Raw genomic sequence first — 18,208 nt, forward strand, 5'->3', positions numbered from 1 at the left:
CCGGCTCGGGGACAAATCCGCTGCGCGTAACCGCAGCGGTTGCGTTGGCGCGCCTGCTCCAACTAGGTTATTATCTGCTTCGGGGAATGGAGGCAGACCGGACGGCGGCGGCGCCGCGACCGGGTGCGGGATTCAAATTTAAGGAAAACAAGATGCGTGTTGCGGCAGGGATGATCTTTGCAGGCGCGGTTTCGTTGTTGGCATCCAGCGCGGCGTGGTCGCAGGCGCTACCCACCAAGGGCGCGGCGGCTGCTCCTCAGGCCGCTCCCGCAGCGGCGCCAGCCCCTGCCCCGCCGCCGGCGCCGGTCTCGACCCGTCCGCCCTGCAACAATCCGAACGCACTCGGCATCGGCCGCACCGTCGAGATCGACACCACGGGCGGTCCCGGCTTCGGCTTCGAGCATTTCAAGGAGCTCGATTTCCTTCGCGACAAGGAAGTGGTGCTGACCTTCGACGACGGCCCGTGGCCGGTGAATACGCCGGCGGTGCTGAAGACGCTCGCGGAGGAATGCACCACCGGCATCTTCTTCCCGATCGGCAAGCACGCCACCTACTATCCCGAAATCCTCAAGCAGGTGGCCGCGGCCGGCCATTCAATCGGATCGCACACCTGGTCGCATGCCGCCCTCGTCAACAAGAAGCTGACCGAGCAGCAGCGCAAGGATGAAATCGAAAAGGGTTTTAGCGCCGTGAAATGGGCGCTCGGCAAGGCCCCGGCGCCGTTCTTCCGCTTCCCGGCGCTGCAGCATCCGCCGGAGATGGTGACCTATCTCGGCACCCGCAACATCGCGATCTTCTCCTGCGACCTCGACTCCTTCGATTTCAAGGCAAGCAAGGCGCAGAACATCGTCGACAACGTGATGCGCAAGGTGGAGAAGAACGGCAAGGGCATCATCCTGATGCACGACTTCCAGAAGCACACCGCCGAAGCCCTGCCTGAGCTTTTGAAGAAGCTGAAGGCCGGCGGCTACAAGGTAGTCGCGATGCGCGCCAAGGCGCCGATCCAGACCATCGCCCAATATGACGAGGACATCGTCAAGGACCTCAAGCTGCCGACCGTGAGCTCACGCCCGGTTTCCAGCGTCGTCCAGACGATCTCGGAATAAAAGCGGCGCGACGCACAGGTGGTGCTGCGCATCGAAGGCTATGTCATTGTATCCGCCGACGGCATGCTGGCGGATGCGCGAAACGTCATGCCTGACGAGTTGAAGTTCGAGGGCGACAAGACGTTTTTCACCGCCGCCCTCGACCGCGTCGACCTGATCCTGCACGGCCGCAATTCCTACGAGGACCAGCCAAATTCGCCCCGGCGCAAACGCGTCATCCTGACGCGACAGATCGATGCGATCGCGCCCGATCCATCCAATCCGAAATCAACCTTGTGGAATCCCGCGGGCGCGTCGTTCGAAGCCGCCTGCGAGCATGCCGGCGCCACGTCCGGCACCGTCGCCGTGATCGGCGGCCCCGGCGTGTTCGGCATGTTCATGGACCGCTATGACGAGTTCTGGCTGTCGACCGCGCCGCATGTCCGCCTGCCCGGCGGCGAGCCGTGCTTCCCGGGGGTGCCTGCGCGCTCGCCGCAGGACATCCTGGCCGCGCATGGCTTGCGTGCCGGCGAGCCGCAGATGCTCGATGCCGCTGATGAAGTCAGCGTCACACCGTGGCGGCGTAACGCCTAGGGCGTAGTCCTTTCGCTCAAATAAACCTCGATGCGGGCTGCCTGCGGCCAGAGATCGCTTGACAGTACGCGGACGCGGTTCCACCCTGAAAAGAAAAAAGACACATATCATCATCGGGAGGACCAACAACATGTTGAGGTACGCTTCAACCATGGTTGCAGCGGTGACTCTTGGAATGGTCACCGTCTTTGCTGAACCGGTTTGCGCTCAGACTGCTGAAAAGCCGCTTGTTCTGAAGGGTCAATCGACCCACCCCGCATCCTCGAACTTCCATCTCATCTTCAAATTGTGGGCGGAGACCGTCGAAAAGATGACGGCCGGACGCCTCAAGATCGAGACGCTTCCAGCAGGCGCGATCGTGCCTGCGTTCGAAGTTTTCGACGCCACCTCCAAGAACGTTCTCGATGTCGGCATGGGACCGTTCGGCTACATTCTCGGCCGCAACACCGCGACAATACCGATGTCGCACGGCCCGCTGTACGGCATGGACGGCTCGGACTATTGGGCCTGGTACTATGACGGTGGCGGCATGAAGCTGCTCGACGAGTTCTACAAGGACGTCCTCAAACTGAACGTCGTCGGCTTCCCGATCCCGACCGACTACCCGCAGGGAATGGGCTGGTTCAAGAAAGAGATCAACAGCCTGGCCGACCTGAAGGGCCTGAAGTACCGGATCTACGGCATCGGTGCGGAAACCTATGGCCGGCTCGGTGTCTCGGTTGTCACCATCCCCGGCGGCGAGATCGTGCCGGCGATGGAGCGCGGCGTGATCGAAGGCGCCGAGTGGATCAACTGCGAGGAAGACAAGAAGCTCGGTCTTCACCAGGTCGCCAAGCATTACTACACGCCGGGCATGCACGAGCCCGTCACCGGCGGCCAATTGATGATCAACGGCGACGTCTGGAAGAAGCTCACGCCGGACTTGCAGGAAATCATCAAGGTGGCGAGCGTTTACGCAACGACGACGCGCAACTTCGCCTTCAATCGTGAGACCGCGCAGGCTTGCCAGGACCTGATCAAGATGGGCGTGCAGATGCATCGCACACCCGACGAGGTCCTGAAGAACTTCCTCGACGAGTGGGAGAAGATCCAGACCGAGCACGCGGCCAAGAACCCCTTCTACCGGAAGGTCATCGACAGCCAGAAGGCCTATGCCGAACAGATCGTGCCGTTCAAGCTCTCCTGGTTCCCGCCGTACAATTTTGCCGGCGAGTATTATTGGAAGAACAAGATCTACCTGACCAAGAAGTGATCTCTCTTCACGTGTAGCGAAGCTGCTGGCGTCCGCAACGTCCGGACGCCAGCAGTGCCTCAAGAGGAGCGATCATGTCGTCGGACGTCGCAAGTGCTTCGGCCCCGGGCAATGCGGGCGCGCAGTTCCCACGCGCGTTCTACGCGATCATTCGCGCGATCGACCGCTTCACGGACGTCACCGGCAAGCTCATTTCCCTGACGATGCTGTTCCTCGTGGTGACGATCTCCTACGAGGTCGTCATGCGCTACGGGTTCGGCGCGCCGACTGTCTGGGTCTATGAATCGAGCTTCATGGCCAATGGCGCAGCATTCATGCTCGGCGCGGCCTATGCGCTGCTGAAAGGCGCCCACGTCCGCACCGATATCTATTGGGAGAACTACTCGGAGCGGAAAAAGGGCGTCGTCGACCTGATCTCCTATCTGGTGTTTTTCTATCCGGCCATGATCACGTTCATGCTCATCAGCATCGATGACGCCTGGCATTCCTACGACACCGGCGAACGATCGCAGGAGAGCGTGTGGCGCGCGATCATGTGGCCGTTCCGCGCCACGATCCCGCTGGCCGCCCTCCTTCTCATGATCCAGGGCGTCTCCGAGGTCCTGAAGTGCTGGTACCAGGTTCGGTTCGGGCGCGAATTCGTGCATAGGGAAAAGGTCGAGATATGACCGGCCTCGAGCTCCTCGGACTAGTCATGCTCCTGGTGATGCTGGGCGTGATCTTCATCGGCCTGCCGATCAGCTTCACACTGTTGTTTCTCGCGCTGTCGTTCGGCTACATCGGCATGGGGGAGCGCGTTTTCAACCTCGCCTACCTGCAAACCATCGGCCTGATGAAGCAGGACGAACTTGTCGCGGTGCCGATGTTCATCCTGATGGGGTTCATCTGCGACCAGGCCGGCCTGATGGAACGGCTGTTCAAGGCGTTCCGCGATCTGTTCGCGCCGCTGAATGGCGCACTCTACGTGGTCGTCATCCTCACGGCGACGCTGTTCGGGATCGCCGCTGGAACCGTCGGCGCAACCGTCGCCCTGCTCGGCATCATGGCCGGGCCGATGATGATCCGCTCCGGCTACGATGTGCGCATGTCGGCCGGCTCAATTGCCGCCGGCGGGACGCTCGGCATTCTGATTCCGCCGTCCGTGATGCTGGTCGTAATGGCGCCGGTGCTCGACATCTCGATCATCGATCTCTATGCGGCCGCGTTCGGCCCCGGCTTCCTGCTGTCGGCGATGTTCATCGCGTACACCCTGATCCGCTGTTACTTCAATCCGAAGCTCGGCCCGCCGGTGCCGGTCGAGGAGCGGCCGGAGTCGATGCGGATGGTGCTGTGGGAATGCCTGGTCGGCCTGGTGCCGGTGACCGTGCTGACGATCGTGACACTCGGCGCCATCCTCGCCGGCATCACGACCGCGGCGGAAGCCGCGGCGTTCGGCGCGCTTGGCGCGATCCTGCTCGTCATCGCCTATGGCAAGTTCACATGGCGGGGATTGCTCGATGCCTGCTACGCCACGCTGGCGACCACCAGCATGGTGCTGCTGCTCGCGGTGGCTTCCAACGTGTTCGGCGCCGTGTTCGCATGGCTCGGCACGGCAAGCTGGATGACCAAGGCGCTGCTCGCTTCGCCGCTGCCGCCCTGGGGCACGATGTCCCTGCTCCTGACCCTGATATTCCTGCTCGGCTGGCCGTTCGAATGGCCGGCCATCGTCTTCATCTTCCTGCCGATGCTCGCGCCCGTCGCCAAGGGCCTCGGCTACGACATGGTCTGGTTCGGCTGCATCGTCGCCGTCGTGCTGCAGACTGCGTTCCTGTCGCCGCCGGTCGCGATGTCGGCCTATTATCTCAAGCAGGTCGTCAAGGAATGGAATCTGCGGCTGATCTATCGCGGCATGGCCGACTTCATGGTGCTGCAGGTCGTTTGCGTGGCGCTGGTGTTGATCTTCCCGGCGATCGCGATGTGGTTCCCGAACTGGCTGCAGGCGCGCCGGATCGCGGCGCGCACCGCGCAGATCGAGCAGGTCGCGCCGCCGCAGAACGCTGCGACAGTGCTCGACGGTTCACGGGTGGCGATCCGGAATTTCTGACTTTGGTTCAGATGTCCCCGTAGGCCGGCTCATTCGGCCGCGGCCCCTTGCCGTAGCCTGCGATCATGAACAGGGCGCCGATGATCGACAGGTTCTTCAAGGCATCGATCAGCGTCTTGGCATTCTCGGGCGCCGGCTGATTCCAGAAATCGTGGAAGTAGAACGTCGTGGCGATCACGAAGAAGATCAGCAGGATCGCAAAGAAGCGCGCGCCGAAATTGACCGCGATCATCAGCCCGGCAAGGATCTCGAAGCCGCCGGCCGCCACCGCCAGCAATTGCGGCGTGGGCATGCCCGTCATGGTTTCGAGCTGTGAGGTATAGGGCACAAGCACCGTCGGAATGGCCACCTTGGATGCGATGAAGTCCGCCGTCGGCTGAATCGCGAAAAGCTTGGTCGCCCCCGTGTACATGAAGAGCACGGCGAACAGGACTCGCCCGAAGGTAACTAACGCTGGCATGGGATCGGCCTCACTGAATGGCATGCAAAAGATAGCAGGCGGCGCGAAACGATTATGGGCGTTTCGTGTCCGCTTTTCAAACGCTCAAATCGAAACCGTCCGCGCAGGGGCCTGCGCGCGGCTCCACCTGACCTACTGATAGAAGCAGAACCAAGGCGCTTTCTTGATCATAGCATTTCGCGCACAGCATGCCTCCCCGGACTTGAAGCGGGGGCGGCGGTGCTTCGCTCGAAGAAAGCGCGTCAGAACAAAAGGCTAAATCCCGATTTTGAATCAATCTGAACCGGGATCTACCCGAACAAGGTCGGCTGCTGACGGCCGGCACGCTCCTGGGCCTCGACGGCGGCCACCGCCGTCATGTTGAGTACGCCGCGCGCGGTCACGCCGGGGGTGAGGATATGCGCCGGCCGCGCCGGACCGATCAGGATCGGGCCCACCGGCAGCGCGTCCGCCAGCGTCTTGATCATCTGGTAGGCGACGTTGGCGGTGTCGAGGTTCGGCATGATCAGGATGTTGGCGTCGCCTTCCAGCTTCGAATGCGGCAGCACGAGTTTGCGCGCGGCGGCCGAGAGCGCGGTATCGCCCTGCATCTCGCCGTCGGCCTCGATCTCCGGATGCTTTTCCTTCAGCAGCGCGGTGGCGCGGCGCATCTTGCGCGAGGACTCCGTATCATAACTTCCGAAGTCGGAATGTGACACGAACGCGACGCGCGGCTTCATGTTGAACCGCTGCACGTGGATCGCAGCCAGCGAGGCGACCTCCGCGAGTTCCTCGGCGCTCGGATTCGGCCGCACCTGCGTATCGGCGATGAAATAGGAACCCTTGCTGGTGATCATCATCGCCAGCGCCGCGAAATCGCTGACGCCGGGAAGGAAGCCGATGATCTCGCGGACATGGCGCAGATGGCTCATATAGCGGCCTTCGACGCCGCAGATCATGGCATCGGCCTCGCCGCGCATCACCGCCAGCGCCGCGATCACGGTGTTGTTGGTGCGGACCACGGTGCGCGCCGCCTCGGGCGTGACGCCGCGCCGTCCGGCGACGTCGATATAGGTCTGCACATAGGAGCGATAGCGCGGATCGTCCTCGGGATTGACGAGGTCAAAGTCCTTGCCGGCCCTGATCGAAAGGCCGAACCGCTTGATCCGCGCTTCGACCACGGAGGGACGCCCGACCAGGATCGGCCGCGCCAGTTTCTCCTCCAGCACCACCTGCGTGGCACGCAACACGCGCTGGTCCTCGCCCTCGGCATAGATCACGCGAACCGGCTGGGTCTTCGCCTTGGCGAACACCGGCTTCATGGTCAGGCCGGAACGGAACGCAAAGCGTTCCAGCAGCGCGGTGTATTCCTCGAAATTCTTGATCGGGCGCGTCGCGACGCCGGAGTCCATCGCAGCCTTCGCCACCGCCGGCGCAATGCGCAGGATCAGCCTCGGATCGAACGGGCTCGGGATCAGCGAGCCCGGGCCGAACCCTTGCGTCTCGCCGCTGTCAAAGCCCTGCGCCACCGCATCCGACGGCGGATCGCGCGCCAGCTGCGCGATGGCGTCGACCGCCGCATGTTTCATTTCCTCGTTGATCCCGGTGGCGCCGACATCGAGCGCGCCGCGGAAGATGAACGGGAAACACAGGACGTTGTTGACCTGGTTCGGAAAGTCGGACCGCCCGGTGCAGATCATCGCATCGGGCCGCGCCTTCCGCGCTTCGTCCGGCATGATCTCCGGATTCGGGTTGGCCAGCGCCATCACCAGCGGCTTGTCCGCCATCGACTGGACCATCTCGGGCTTCAGCACGTTCGGCGCTGACAGCCCCAGGAAGATATCGGCGCCACCAATCACGTCCGCCAGCACGCGCGCGCTGGTCTTCTGCGCGTAGACCGCCTTCCAGCGATCCATCAGCGTGTTGCGTCCCTCGTGCACGACACCGTCGATGTCGCAGACCCAGATGTTCTTGCGCTGCGCGCCCATCGACACCAGGAGATTGAGGGTAGCGATCGCAGCGGCACCAGCGCCGGAGCAGACGATTTTCACGTCCGACAGCTTCTTGCCGTTCAGCAGCAGACCATTGACGATGGCGGCACCCACGATGATCGCCGTTCCATGCTGATCGTCATGGAACACCGGGATCTTCATGCGCTCCTTGAGCTGCGCCTCGATCTCGAAGCACTCCGGTCCCTTGATGTCCTCGAGGTTGATGCCGCCGAAGGTCGGCTCCAGCGCGGCCACGGTCTCGACGACGCGCTCGATAGTGTCGGCGGCGATTTCGATGTCGAAGACGTCGATCCCGGCGAATTTCTTGAACAGGACCGCCTTGCCCTCCATGACCGGCTTCGAGGCCAACGGGCCGATATTGCCGAGCCCCAGCACCGCGGTACCGTTGGAAACCACAGCCACCAGATTGGCTCTGGAGGTCAGCGCCGCCGCTTCGGCCGGATTGTTGGCGATTTCGGTACAGGCGGCCGCAACGCCCGGCGAATAGGCCAGCGCGAGGTCGCGCTGGTTGGCGAGTGGCTTGGTCGCCTGGATCTCGAGTTTACCCGGGCGCGGCAGCCGGTGATACGCAAGCGCCGCGGAATGGAGCTCTTCAGAATAGGACGACATACACTCCCCCCACGGGCTTCAACGGCCCCGAATTACGTGCCGAGGCCGGTCTTCATTTGAACCGTTAGTTTTGCGGCAGATTGAGCCGGATGTGAAGCACGGGCAACCGCTTGGATGCAACATCCGAGAGCTTTCCCATCAACAGGGGGCATCGACGCAACGCGTCAAAGCCGGTAGCATAATATCCTCCCTACCCCGTCCCCTTGACCGACATTGTGGCAATTTTGCCTCCCGCGAATGCCGGCATCCGGAGCACAACTAATGGTAAAGATACTGCTGGGTCTGGTCGCCGCGGTCGTGATCGCGGTGGGCGGCTTCTTCGGCTTCGAATTCTATACCCAGCACCGCGTCGCGGGCGAGGTCGACGCCGCGTTCGAGCAGCTCAGAGCCGGCGGCGGCAAGGCAAGCCATGGCAAGGTGTCGTTCGACCTGAAGAGCCGAACCGTCACCATCGCCGACATCACGACCGAATCGGCAACGCAGCCGCCGGTCAGCATGAAGATCGCCAGCATCGTCGCCTCGGGTGTCGGTCAGCCGGATACGGGCCGGTTCTCGGCCGACAGCATCGATGCGGCGGATGTCGAGTTCGGCGTCAGCATCGCGGGTCCCACGGGCGGGAACCTGACCTACAAGATGCCGCGGCTGGTCATGAAGGACTACACTGGCCCGGCGAGCCTGCAGCGGCCCCAGGCTTCCGCATCCGTCATCGACGCGTATCGATTTGCGCTGGAGCAATTCGCAACCGTCTCGGCGACATCGATCGAAGCTCCGAGCCTCACGGGAACGATCAACTTCGGCCCGGCGATGTCGGGCGAGTTCACCTATTCCGGCACGGCGCTGCGCGACATCAAGGCGGGCAAGATCGCCAGCATGCAGATCGAGCGGGTCAATTTCACGGCCAACACGCAGCAGGCCGGCAAGGCCGACAAGATGACCGGCGAAATGCTCAAACTCGCCTCGAGCGACTTCGATATCGCGGCGCTCACCGCCATCCTGGACCCGCAGAAGGCGAATGACGATCGCTATATCCGCGCCTACGGCAAGACGACGGCCGGTCCCTACACCGTGACGTCCGCGCTCGGACTTCGCATGCGCATCGACGCGATGACGATCGACGAGGTCGGCGTACGTCCATCGCGGGTGCAACTTCCGGCGCTGCTCGCGACGATCCAGGCGGCCGGGGGAACCGCACAGCCTTCGCCCGCGCAGGCGCGCGAACTGCTCGAAAAAGCGGCCGCGATCTACGAGGGCATGCGGATCGGAACGGCCGAGATGCGCGGCCTTTCGGCCGAAACACCGCAAGGCCCGTTCAAGCTCGCCGCGATCAGGTTCAACCTGGAAAACGGCAAGGTCGGTGAGTTTGCGTTTGAAGGCCTTGATGCAAATACGCCGAAAGGGCCGCTCAAACTCGGACGCTTCGCGCTCAAATCGCTTGATATCGCCAACTTCATGCGGATCTCGGCGCAGTTCGCTGGTCCCGGACAACCGCCCTCGCCCGAACTGATCGCAGGACTGTTTCCGCTGATTGAGGGTGTCGAGATCAAGGGCGTGACGGCGCCATTCAAGAACACCGGCAAGTTCGTCAACCTCGACGGCTTCGACATAAATTGGGGGCAATTCGTCGGTCCGATTCCGAGCAAGGCACGCCTGACCGCGAAGATGACCGGGCCGGTCGACGCAACCGATCCCGCGATGAAACCGCTCGTCGCGGCCGGACTCGACAAGCTATCGGTCGATGGCGATATCGGCGCGGAATGGACCGAGGCGGCGCGCAGCTTCGTTGTCGAGGTTCCGAAGCTCGAGCTCGGCGGGCTCCTGAACGCATCGGCGCGGATCCTGCTTGCCAACGTGCCGCGGCAGACCTTTTCGGCCAACGCAGCCCAGGCGATCGGTGCGGCGGCGCAGATCGAGGCCGGCGCAATCGAGCTGACGGTGCGCGATCTCGGCAGCGTCGATGTCGGGGTCGTTCAATACGCCCGCGCCCAGAACGTCAGCCGCGACGCCGCGCGGCAAGCGATCGTCGAAGGCATCAGGGCCACCAGTCAGGACGTCGCCGCGGCCAATCCCGACGCCGCGAATGCCGTGCAGGCGCTCGCGCGCTTTGTCGAAAGCCCGGGACAAACGCTGGTCATCAAGCTCACGCCTTCAGGCAAGGTGCCGGCGATGCAGCTATTCCAGATGCTGAAGACCGATCCGCTCCTCGCGCTGGCGCAATTCAAGATCGAGGCTTCGACGGGGCTGTGAGCTAGCCCTTGTCCGGCAGATTGAGCCGGATATGGAGCTCGCGGAGCTGCTTGGTCGTGACCTCCGACGGTGCGCCCATCAGCAGGTCCACGGCCTGCTGGTTCATCGGGAAAAGCGAGATCTCGCGCAGGTTCGTGGTGCCGCAGAGCAGCATCACGATGCGGTCGACGCCGGCCGCCATGCCGCCATGCGGCGGGGCGCCGTACTGGAACGCGCGGTACATGCCGCCGAAACGCTCGACGACATCCTTCTCGCCATAGCCCGCGATCTCGAACGCCTTCACCATCGCTTCCGGCTTGTGGTTGCGGATGCCGCCGGAGGCGATCTCGTAGCCGTTGCAGGTGATGTCGTACTGGAACGCCTTGATGGTCAGCGGGTCCTGCCCCTTGAGCGCATCGAGGCCGCCCTGCGGCATCGAGAACGGGTTATGCGAGAAGTCGACCTGCTTGGTTTCCTCGTTGTATTCGTACATCGGGAAGTCGACGATCCAGGCCAGCTCGAACCGGTCCTTGTCGATCAGGTTCAATTCCTCGCCCACCCTGGTGCGGGCGAGGCCTGCAAACTTCCAGAATTTTTCCGGATCCCCGGCGACGAAGAACGCCGCGTCGCCTTCCTTCAAGCCGAGTTGCGCACGGATCGCTGCCGTCCGTTCCGCGCCGATGTTGTTGGCGAGCGGACCCGCGCCCTCGCCGCCCTCGCGCCACATGATGTAGCCGAGGCCGGGCTGGCCTTCACCCTGCGCCCACGAGTTCATGCGGTCGCAGAACGCGCGTGAGCCGCCGCCGGCGCCGGGGATCGCCCAGACCTGGTTCTTCGGGTCTTCCAGCATCCGCGCGAACACCTTGAAGCCGGAGCCCCGGAAGTGCGCGGAGACGTCCTGCATCACAATCGGGTTGCGCAGGTCCGGCTTGTCGCTGCCGTATTTCTTCAGCGCCTCGGCGAATGGAATCCGCGGCCAGCCTTTAGTGACCGGCTTCCCCTTGGCAAATTCCTCGAACACGCCGGTCATGACGGGCTCGACCGCCGCGAACACGTCCTCCTGCTCGACAAAGCTCATTTCGAGATCGAGCTGATAGAACTCGCCCGGCAGGCGGTCGGCGCGCGGGTCCTCGTCGCGGAAGCACGGCGCGATCTGGAAATAGCGGTCGAAGCCCGACATCATCAGCAGCTGCTTGTACTGCTGCGGCGCCTGCGGCAGCGCATAGAACTTGCCGGGATGAATGCGCGACGGCACCAGGAAGTCGCGCGCGCCTTCCGGCGAGGACGCCGTTAGGATCGGGGTCTGGAACTCGAAGAAGCCCTGCTCCTTCATCCGCTTGCGCATGGAATCGACGATGGCGCCGCGGGTCATGATGTTCTGGTGCAGCTTCTCGCGACGCAGGTCGAGGAAGCGGTACTTGAGCCGGATGTCTTCAGGATATTCCTGCTCGCCGAACACCGGCAGCGGCAATTCGCCGGCAGGTCCCAGCACCTCAATCTCGCTGACGTAAACTTCCACCGCGCCGGTCGGCAGTTCCGGATTGTCGGTACCCTCGGGGCGCTTGCGCACCTTGCCGTCGATCCGCACCACCCATTCCGAGCGGAACTTTTCCACTTCCTTGAACGCCGGCGAGTCCGGGTCGGCCACACACTGGGTGATGCCGTAATGGTCGCGCAGGTCGATGAACAGCACGCCGCCATGGTCGCGGATGCGATGGCACCAGCCGGAAAGGCGGGCGGTCTGCCCGATGTCGCTGTCGCGGAGCGCGCCGCATGTATGTGACCGGTAGCGATGCATGGAAGTCCCAAAAAAACAGATGTCGGAGGTTTAAGAATCGGAGGCCAAAGCCGGTCCGAAGTTGCGGGAGGGTTTACCCGACGCCGCCGGGGGCGGCAACCAATGGCAGAGCTGTTTTCGGCTCAAAAACGGCCATTTCGGCACGACCGCATCCGAACCGTTTGCCTATTCCCTGCCCGCACCTATCTTTAGGCCATGACCGTCCATTTCCCGTTCCAGAACACCTATTCGGCCCTGCCGGCGAGCTTTTTCGCGCGGGTGGCGCCGACGCCCGTGGCCAGCCCCCGGCTGATCAAGTTGAACCGGGCCCTGGCCGTCCATCTCGGCCTCGATCCGGACCTGCTGGACAGCCCTGAGGGCGCAGAAATCCTCGCCGGAAAGCGCGTCCCTGAGGGCGCAGATCCGATCGCTATGGCCTATGCAGGTCACCAGTTCGGCCAGTTCGTGCCCCAGCTCGGCGACGGCCGGGCCATCCTGCTCGGCGAAGTCATCGACAGGGACGGCGTCCGCCGCGACATCCAGCTCAAGGGCAGCGGGCCGACCCCGTTCTCGCGCCGCGGCGACGGCCGCGCCGCGCTCGGGCCGGTGCTGCGCGAATATATCGTCAGCGAAGCGATGTTCGCGCTCGGCATCCCCACCACCCGCTCGCTCGCCGCCGTGACATCGGGCGAGCGCGTTCAGCGCGAGACCATGCTGCCCGGCGCGGTGCTCACACGTGTGGCCGCAAGCCACATCCGCGTCGGCACCTTCCAGTTCTTCGCCGCCCGCGGCGACACCGACGGCGTGCGCGCGCTCGCCGATCATGTCATCGCCAGGCACTATCCGGATATCGCCAACGCTGAGCGTCCCTATCACGCGCTGCTCGAACGCGTCGTCGCCCGCCAGGCCGATCTCGTTGCGCGCTGGCTGCTGGTCGGCTTCATCCATGGCGTGATGAACACCGACAACACGTCCATATCGGGCGAGACCATCGACTACGGCCCCTGCGCCTTCATGGACGAATACAATCCCGCGCAAGTGTTCTCCTCGATCGACGAGCTCGGCCGCTACGCCTACGCCAACCAGCCTCGCATCGCGCTGTGGAATCTGACGCGGCTCGCCGAGTGCCTGCTGCCGCTGTTCTCCGACGAGCAGGAAAAGGCGATCGAACAGGCACAGTTCATCCTCGGCGACTTCGCCGAAAAATTCACCGCCGCCTATCAGGCAGGGTTGCGCAAGAAGATCGGGCTGTTCACGGCGGGCGACGGCGACGAAGCGCTGGTGCAGGACCTGCTCGACGCCATGGCGAAGAACGCGGCCGACTTCACCCTCACCTTCCGCCGCCTGAGCGATGCCGCCGCGGATGCCGACGACGACAGCGTCAGGGCGCAGTTCGAAGATCCCGCCGCGTTCGATGAGTGGGCCGTGCGATGGCGCCAGCGCCTCGCGGATGAGCCGCAATCCGCGAGCGAACGACAGGCCGCGATGCGCGCGGTCAATCCGGCGTTCATCCCGCGCAACCACCGCGTCGAAGCCGTGATCGCCGCGGCCGTGAACAACGACTACGCGCCGTTCGAGGAATTGCTGACGGTGCTGTCGAAGCCGTACGAGGACCAGCCGGAGTTCGCGGCTTATGCCGATCCGCCGCTGCCGGATCAGCGCGTGCTGCGGACATTCTGCGGGACGTGAGGCGTCGATCTATCCGCGTCGTTGCGAGGAGCAAGGCGACGAAGCAATCCATTTATCCGTTATGCCGCGCGATGGATTGCTTCGCTGCGCTCGCAATGACGTGGTGAGAGCTCACGGCGCCGAACAGCATCGTAGGATGGGTAGAGCGAAGCGAAACCCACTAATACACGCGCGCTCGTTAACCCAAATCCTTAAGCGCTCATCCACCATTCGGCGAGGCACTCCGCACCCATTAAGAACCCGTCAACGCGCTCCCCACAACTCTAACGGTTTATTGTGGGAGAATTGCCATGGATGCCTTTGCATTCGGATTCATGGGAATGGTGATGATTGCCCTGTGTCTCGCCGTGCTGGCGATCCCGTCGGGCCGGCGCCGGTCGCGGCACATCCGCTACGAATGAGCGTTTTCCACCCCGTCGGCTGCCTAACGCCCTGAACGGCTGCCCCAGCCGCGGTTGGGACGCAAAAAAGCCATGCCCAGGCTCAATTGCAGGGCTCAAATTTTCCCGCGACACCCTTGACATATCAGCGTTTTCGGCAGAACGCCTGTCCGACGCGTCATGGATTGTTCATGGATCTGATTACTACCACTCCCGACCTCGCCGCCGCCTGCGCCCGGCTCGCCCAGCACAAGGTCATCACGGTCGACACCGAGTTCCTGCGGGAGACGACCTACTATCCTCTGCTCTGCGTCGTGCAGATGGCGAGCCCGGATGAAGCCGTCGTGATCGACACGCTGGCGCCCGGCATCGACCTCAAGCCGTTCTTCGAGCTGATGGGGAATGAGGCCGTGCTGAAGGTGTTCCACGCCGCCCGCCAGGACATCGAAATCGTCTGGCACCAGTCCGGCACCATTCCGCACCCGATCTTCGATACCCAGGTCGCGGCCATGGTGCTCGGCTATGGCGACAGCATCGCCTATGACCAGCTCGTCGAGCGCGTCACCGGCCACCGGCCCGACAAGACCCACCGCTTCACCGACTGGTCGCGCCGGCCGCTGACGCCCGAGCAGATGCATTACGCGGTCTCCGACGTCACCCATCTGCGCGACGTCTTTGCGGCACTCGACGCCGATCTGAAGAAGCGCGGCCGCAACGACTGGGTCAGCGAGGAGATGGAAATCCTGACCTCGCCCAGGACTTACGATTTCCACCCCGAGCGCGCCTGGGAGCGGCTGAAGACGCGGGTGCGCAAGCCCAAGGAACTCGCGGTGCTGATGGAAGTCGCAGCCTGGCGCGAGCAGGAAGCGCAAAGCCGCGACGTGCCACGCTCGCGCGTCATGAAGGACGATGCGGTCGGCGACATCGCCACCCATGCGCCGACTTCGCTGGAACGCCTCGCCAGCCTGCGCTCGCTGCCAAAGGGCTTTGACCGCTCCAAATGGGGCACCGACATCATCGCCGCTGTCCAGCGTGGCCTCGCCCGCGATCCGCACACGCTGCCGAAGATCGAGAAGCCGCGCGGCAACTCGAATGGCGCGGCCACCGTCGAGCTTCTGAAGGTGCTGCTGCGGATGACCTCGGAGCGGCACGCGGTGGCCAGCAAGGTGATCGCCACCGTCGACGACCTCGACCAGATCGCCGCCGACGACCACGCCGACGTTCCGGCTTTGCACGGCTGGCGCCGCGAATTGTTCGGCGAAGCCGCGATTGCGCTCAAGCACGGCCGGCTCGCACTCGCGATCGAGAAAGGCCGCGTCGTCAGGGTGGACCGGGCTTAGCCGGATCGCGAGCCCGCTCTTATCCTCCCCTGGAGGGGGAGGATCGACGCGCAACGCGCGGGGTGACGGTCCCTCCACGTCCGACAGTGCCCGAGTAGAGAGACTGCCGCCCGCCCCGTCTCACATGGCGCTGCGCTCCATGTGAGACGACCCAAGAGCGAGCTTCGCTCGTCTCGACCCCCTCAAGGGGCGGGTGAAGGACCTCACCACTTCAATTCCACCCCCACCGTGCCTTGATGCGCCTGCATCAGATTGCGGAATTTGGCGTCGTAGTTGACGTAAACGCGCGCGGTATTGGTGAGGCTAAGCGACGCCGAGGCGCCGGCATCCATTCCGTACCGGCTCTCGCCGATGCCCTGGAACGTAATGCTCTGCACACCCTGGCTGACGGTGATGTCGGAGAAATTCTGCACGAGATTGTCGACGAACTTGCCGTAGCCCGACAGATCGAGAATCTTGCCGTCGAAGATCCAGTAATGGCCGATCTCCGCGCCGATCAGGAGCCGCGCGCGCTGCACGGTGGCACCCGTCGCCGTTGCGGGATCGAGGCCGCCGATCTCCTGGAGCGCCCCGGTCTGGGCGCGGACATATTCGAAGGCGCCCTTCGGCACGATGCGGCCCTGGTCCTTGGTCCAGTAATAGCTGATCTCGCTCAGGACACCGTCGAGCCGCGCATTGTATCCGGCGGTCGCCAGCCCAAGGCCGGTGTCGCGGCGCGAATTGACATTGCCAAAGCCGTGCACCACCGCACTGGCCCAGGTCCACGGTCCGCTGTCGACCGAAGCGGTGAACCCGATCTGGGTCAGGTCGATCGTCGCCGATTGCAGCGCCAGCGGAATGTCGATGGCCGACCGGCTCTGGTCGACCGAGAAGCCGATATTGATGCCCGGCGCCACCCGCGCGCCGATCCCGGCCACGCCGCCCCAGGTCTTTCGGTTATCGCCGACGAAATAGCCGACCGCGCCGTTCCTGGTCGAGTTCCCATAAGCCTCGAACCAGGTCCGGTAGCGCGGCGCTTCCGTGCTCTCAGAGGCGCCGCCGCCGCCCGGATTGGTCCGCTGCAGGCGGTTGAAGCCGTTGCTCGACTGGTTGCCCAGCCGCTCCAGGAAATTGCTGCCGAGATTGGTCAGCGCCGCGCTGGACGAGACCGTCGAGTTGATCACCGTCGGTGTCGGGCTCGGCGTCGGCGAAGGCGTGGGGGTCGGGGTGGGTGTGGGCGTCGGTGATTGCGCCTGCGCCGTCGACATCACGGCGACAAGTACGGCCATGATCGCGAAGAGCCGCGCGAGCGCGCGACAGGTCCCGCTTCGTCGTGCCCGCCAAAGCCGCGATGCGCAGCGCATGCAAACGATTCCCAAGGGCAGAAGCGCGGCCCGAAAAATGCAAAATCCCGATCAACTGCAGCGATTTGCACCCGGTTCACCCAAGGGGTCAATCGGTCAGCCCCCCGGCCTGCCGCTGAATACGCTTCATTGTTGTTCGGTTGCCACAGCTCGCGCGACATCGTGACCACGTTTCCAGTGTGCGCCAGAACCTTGCGAATGGCAAAATTTCGTGTTGCAATCCCAAGTACAATCGGATTCAGGCCGTTCGACTGTGCGTTTCGTAAGCAGGAAATCCAGCAGCTACCGGGGAGCCCGTTTGTGGCGTGGCACGTGGAAAACGTGGCCGCGTCTTTTTTGTATCTAGTCTAAACTTGGAGACAGGCGATGCAGAAAGGCAGCGTCAAGTGGTTCAACCCCACCAAGGGGTATGGGTTCATCAAGCCGGCGGTCGGCGAGAAGGACGTGTTCGTCCACATCTCGGCCGTGGAGCGTGCGGGGCTCACCACTCTCAACGAGAACCAGCACATTGAGTATGACCTTGTCGAGAACCGTGGCAAGACGTCCGCGGAGAACCTCAAGATCACCTAGACTTCGTCTACGCAAATTTCCCCCCGGCCTCGCCGGGGGATTTTTGTTGCCCTGGATTTCAGGCCGCGGCTTGGCAACCCGCGATCTCGCTGAGTTCCGGATAGAATCGCGCAGTCATCCGGCTGACATATCGCCGCAAATTGGCATGACCTGCCGCCGCCCGCTGCAACTCCGATTCGAACAGCGGACAAATTGCGCTGACTGCAAAGGCAAACATTGTCGCGTCGATGCCGGTGGGCTCCCTGCCCATGAAGAACGGCTTGTCGCCGAGATAGGCCGCCATCGCATCGATCGAGCGGATTCCGATCGCGGTGATCTCGTCGGGAGAGTGCCGCCCGATGCCCTGGCCGTGCAGCGTCTTGCGCAGGCGGCGGCGAATCATCGAGACCACGACGGGCCGGACCGGCGCCGGCACGCCCTTGAAGAAATTGACCGGCCCTTTGCGGAAATTGTCGTCGATCATCCAGCGGAAGTAGACGCTGGCCCAGTATAAATTATCCTCCGCCATCTTCTCGAACGCCCAGGCAACCGCGAGCTGCTCGGCGCTCAGTCCCGCATCGAAATCGATGCCGTATTTCTTTTCGAGGTGCCAGCGGATCAGCGTGGAGTCGCCGAGCAACTGGCCGTCATCCTCGATGTAGGGAATCTTGCCTTTCGGCGCCTTCGAAAAACTCATCAGCGCCTTTTCGAACGGCAGCTTCGACATCCGCAGCAAGGTCTCGGCCTTGGTCACGAACGGGCTTGCGTCGGGAAGGCCGAAATTGGGCCCGGAGCCATAGAGCGTGATCATGGAACCCTCGATATATCCTGCG

14 protein-coding genes are annotated in these 18,208 nt (G+C 63.5%); 9 read left to right on the top strand and 5 right to left on the bottom strand.

Features of this window, described 5'->3' with window-relative positions; genetic code table 11:
* Positions 1-152 precede the first annotated feature (152 nt).
* The 5 genes from CQ12_RS35755 (at position 153) to CQ12_RS35775 (ending at position 5,014) form a co-directional block, all read left to right on the top strand.
* Positions 153-1,106, top strand: a complete 954-nt coding sequence (locus tag CQ12_RS35755) for a polysaccharide deacetylase family protein (RefSeq protein ID WP_057840054.1) — start codon at positions 153-155, stop codon at positions 1,104-1,106.
* 63 nt (positions 1,107-1,169) lie between these two features.
* A complete protein-coding gene (locus tag CQ12_RS35760) occupies positions 1,170-1,679 on the top strand; it encodes a dihydrofolate reductase family protein (protein WP_057840055.1) in 510 nt (169 codons plus the stop codon).
* Positions 1,680-1,854: 175 nt separating this feature from the next.
* Positions 1,855-2,931: a TRAP transporter substrate-binding protein gene (locus CQ12_RS35765; protein ID WP_057839959.1), complete on the top strand. Its 1,077-nt coding sequence runs from the start codon at positions 1,855-1,857 to the stop codon at positions 2,929-2,931.
* Between the two features lie 74 nt (positions 2,932-3,005).
* Entirely contained in the window at positions 3,006-3,599 is a 594-nt protein-coding gene (locus CQ12_RS35770) for a TRAP transporter small permease subunit (protein WP_057839960.1), read from the top strand.
* On the top strand, positions 3,596-5,014 hold the full coding sequence (locus CQ12_RS35775) for a TRAP transporter large permease (protein WP_063799870.1): 1,419 nt from the start codon (positions 3,596-3,598) through the stop codon (positions 5,012-5,014). Before CQ12_RS35770 ends, CQ12_RS35775 begins: the two co-directional genes overlap by 4 nt.
* A gap of 7 nt (positions 5,015-5,021) precedes the next feature.
* Here the strand turns inward: CQ12_RS35775 and CQ12_RS35780 are convergent, their stop codons facing one another.
* Positions 5,022-5,474 (bottom strand): DoxX family protein, encoded by a 453-nt coding sequence (locus CQ12_RS35780; protein ID WP_057840056.1) that lies wholly within the window; start codon positions 5,472-5,474, stop codon positions 5,022-5,024.
* 290 nt (positions 5,475-5,764) lie between these two features.
* Entirely contained in the window at positions 5,765-8,074 is a 2,310-nt protein-coding gene (locus tag CQ12_RS35785) for an NADP-dependent malic enzyme (protein WP_057839961.1), read from the bottom strand.
* A 261-nt stretch (positions 8,075-8,335) separates the two neighbouring features.
* On the opposite strand from CQ12_RS35785, the gene CQ12_RS35790 reads away from it, so the two are divergent.
* Positions 8,336-10,318 (top strand): hypothetical protein, encoded by a 1,983-nt coding sequence (locus CQ12_RS35790; RefSeq protein WP_057839962.1) that lies wholly within the window; start codon positions 8,336-8,338, stop codon positions 10,316-10,318.
* 1 nt (position 10,319) lies between these two features.
* Here the strand turns inward: CQ12_RS35790 and aspS are convergent, their stop codons facing one another.
* The gene (gene aspS, locus CQ12_RS35795) at positions 10,320-12,095 is read right to left on the bottom strand and encodes an aspartate--tRNA ligase (RefSeq protein ID WP_057839963.1); all 1,776 of its coding nucleotides are present in this window, start codon (positions 12,093-12,095) and stop codon (positions 10,320-10,322) included.
* Positions 12,096-12,290: 195 nt separating this feature from the next.
* On the opposite strand from aspS, the gene CQ12_RS35800 reads away from it, so the two are divergent.
* Together CQ12_RS35800 and rnd are read left to right on the top strand one after the other, a co-directional pair.
* Complete coding sequence (locus tag CQ12_RS35800) at positions 12,291-13,763, top strand: protein adenylyltransferase SelO (protein WP_057839964.1); 1,473 nt, start codon at positions 12,291-12,293, stop codon at positions 13,761-13,763.
* A gap of 571 nt (positions 13,764-14,334) precedes the next feature.
* Positions 14,335-15,483 carry a ribonuclease D gene (gene rnd, locus CQ12_RS35805; RefSeq protein ID WP_057839965.1) on the top strand — a complete coding sequence of 383 codons (1,149 nt, stop codon included), beginning with the start codon at positions 14,335-14,337 and terminating at the stop codon, positions 15,481-15,483.
* Between the two features lie 203 nt (positions 15,484-15,686).
* Here the strand turns inward: rnd and CQ12_RS35810 are convergent, their stop codons facing one another.
* Positions 15,687-16,826 (bottom strand): autotransporter outer membrane beta-barrel domain-containing protein, encoded by a 1,140-nt coding sequence (locus CQ12_RS35810; RefSeq protein WP_057839966.1) that lies wholly within the window; start codon positions 16,824-16,826, stop codon positions 15,687-15,689.
* Between the two features lie 366 nt (positions 16,827-17,192).
* On the opposite strand from CQ12_RS35810, the gene CQ12_RS35815 reads away from it, so the two are divergent.
* Positions 17,193-17,396, top strand: coding sequence for a cold-shock protein (locus CQ12_RS35815; RefSeq protein ID WP_057839967.1), 204 nt, complete (start codon positions 17,193-17,195; stop codon positions 17,394-17,396).
* A 58-nt stretch (positions 17,397-17,454) separates the two neighbouring features.
* On the opposite strand, the gene CQ12_RS35820 is transcribed toward CQ12_RS35815, so the two are convergent.
* Positions 17,455-18,186, bottom strand: coding sequence for a glutathione S-transferase family protein (locus CQ12_RS35820; RefSeq protein ID WP_057839968.1), 732 nt, complete (start codon positions 18,184-18,186; stop codon positions 17,455-17,457).
* Positions 18,187-18,208 lie beyond the last annotated feature (22 nt).

It is taken from the genome of Bradyrhizobium jicamae (assembly GCF_001440395.1).
GTDB classification, from domain to species: Bacteria; Pseudomonadota; Alphaproteobacteria; order Rhizobiales; family Xanthobacteraceae; genus Bradyrhizobium; species Bradyrhizobium jicamae.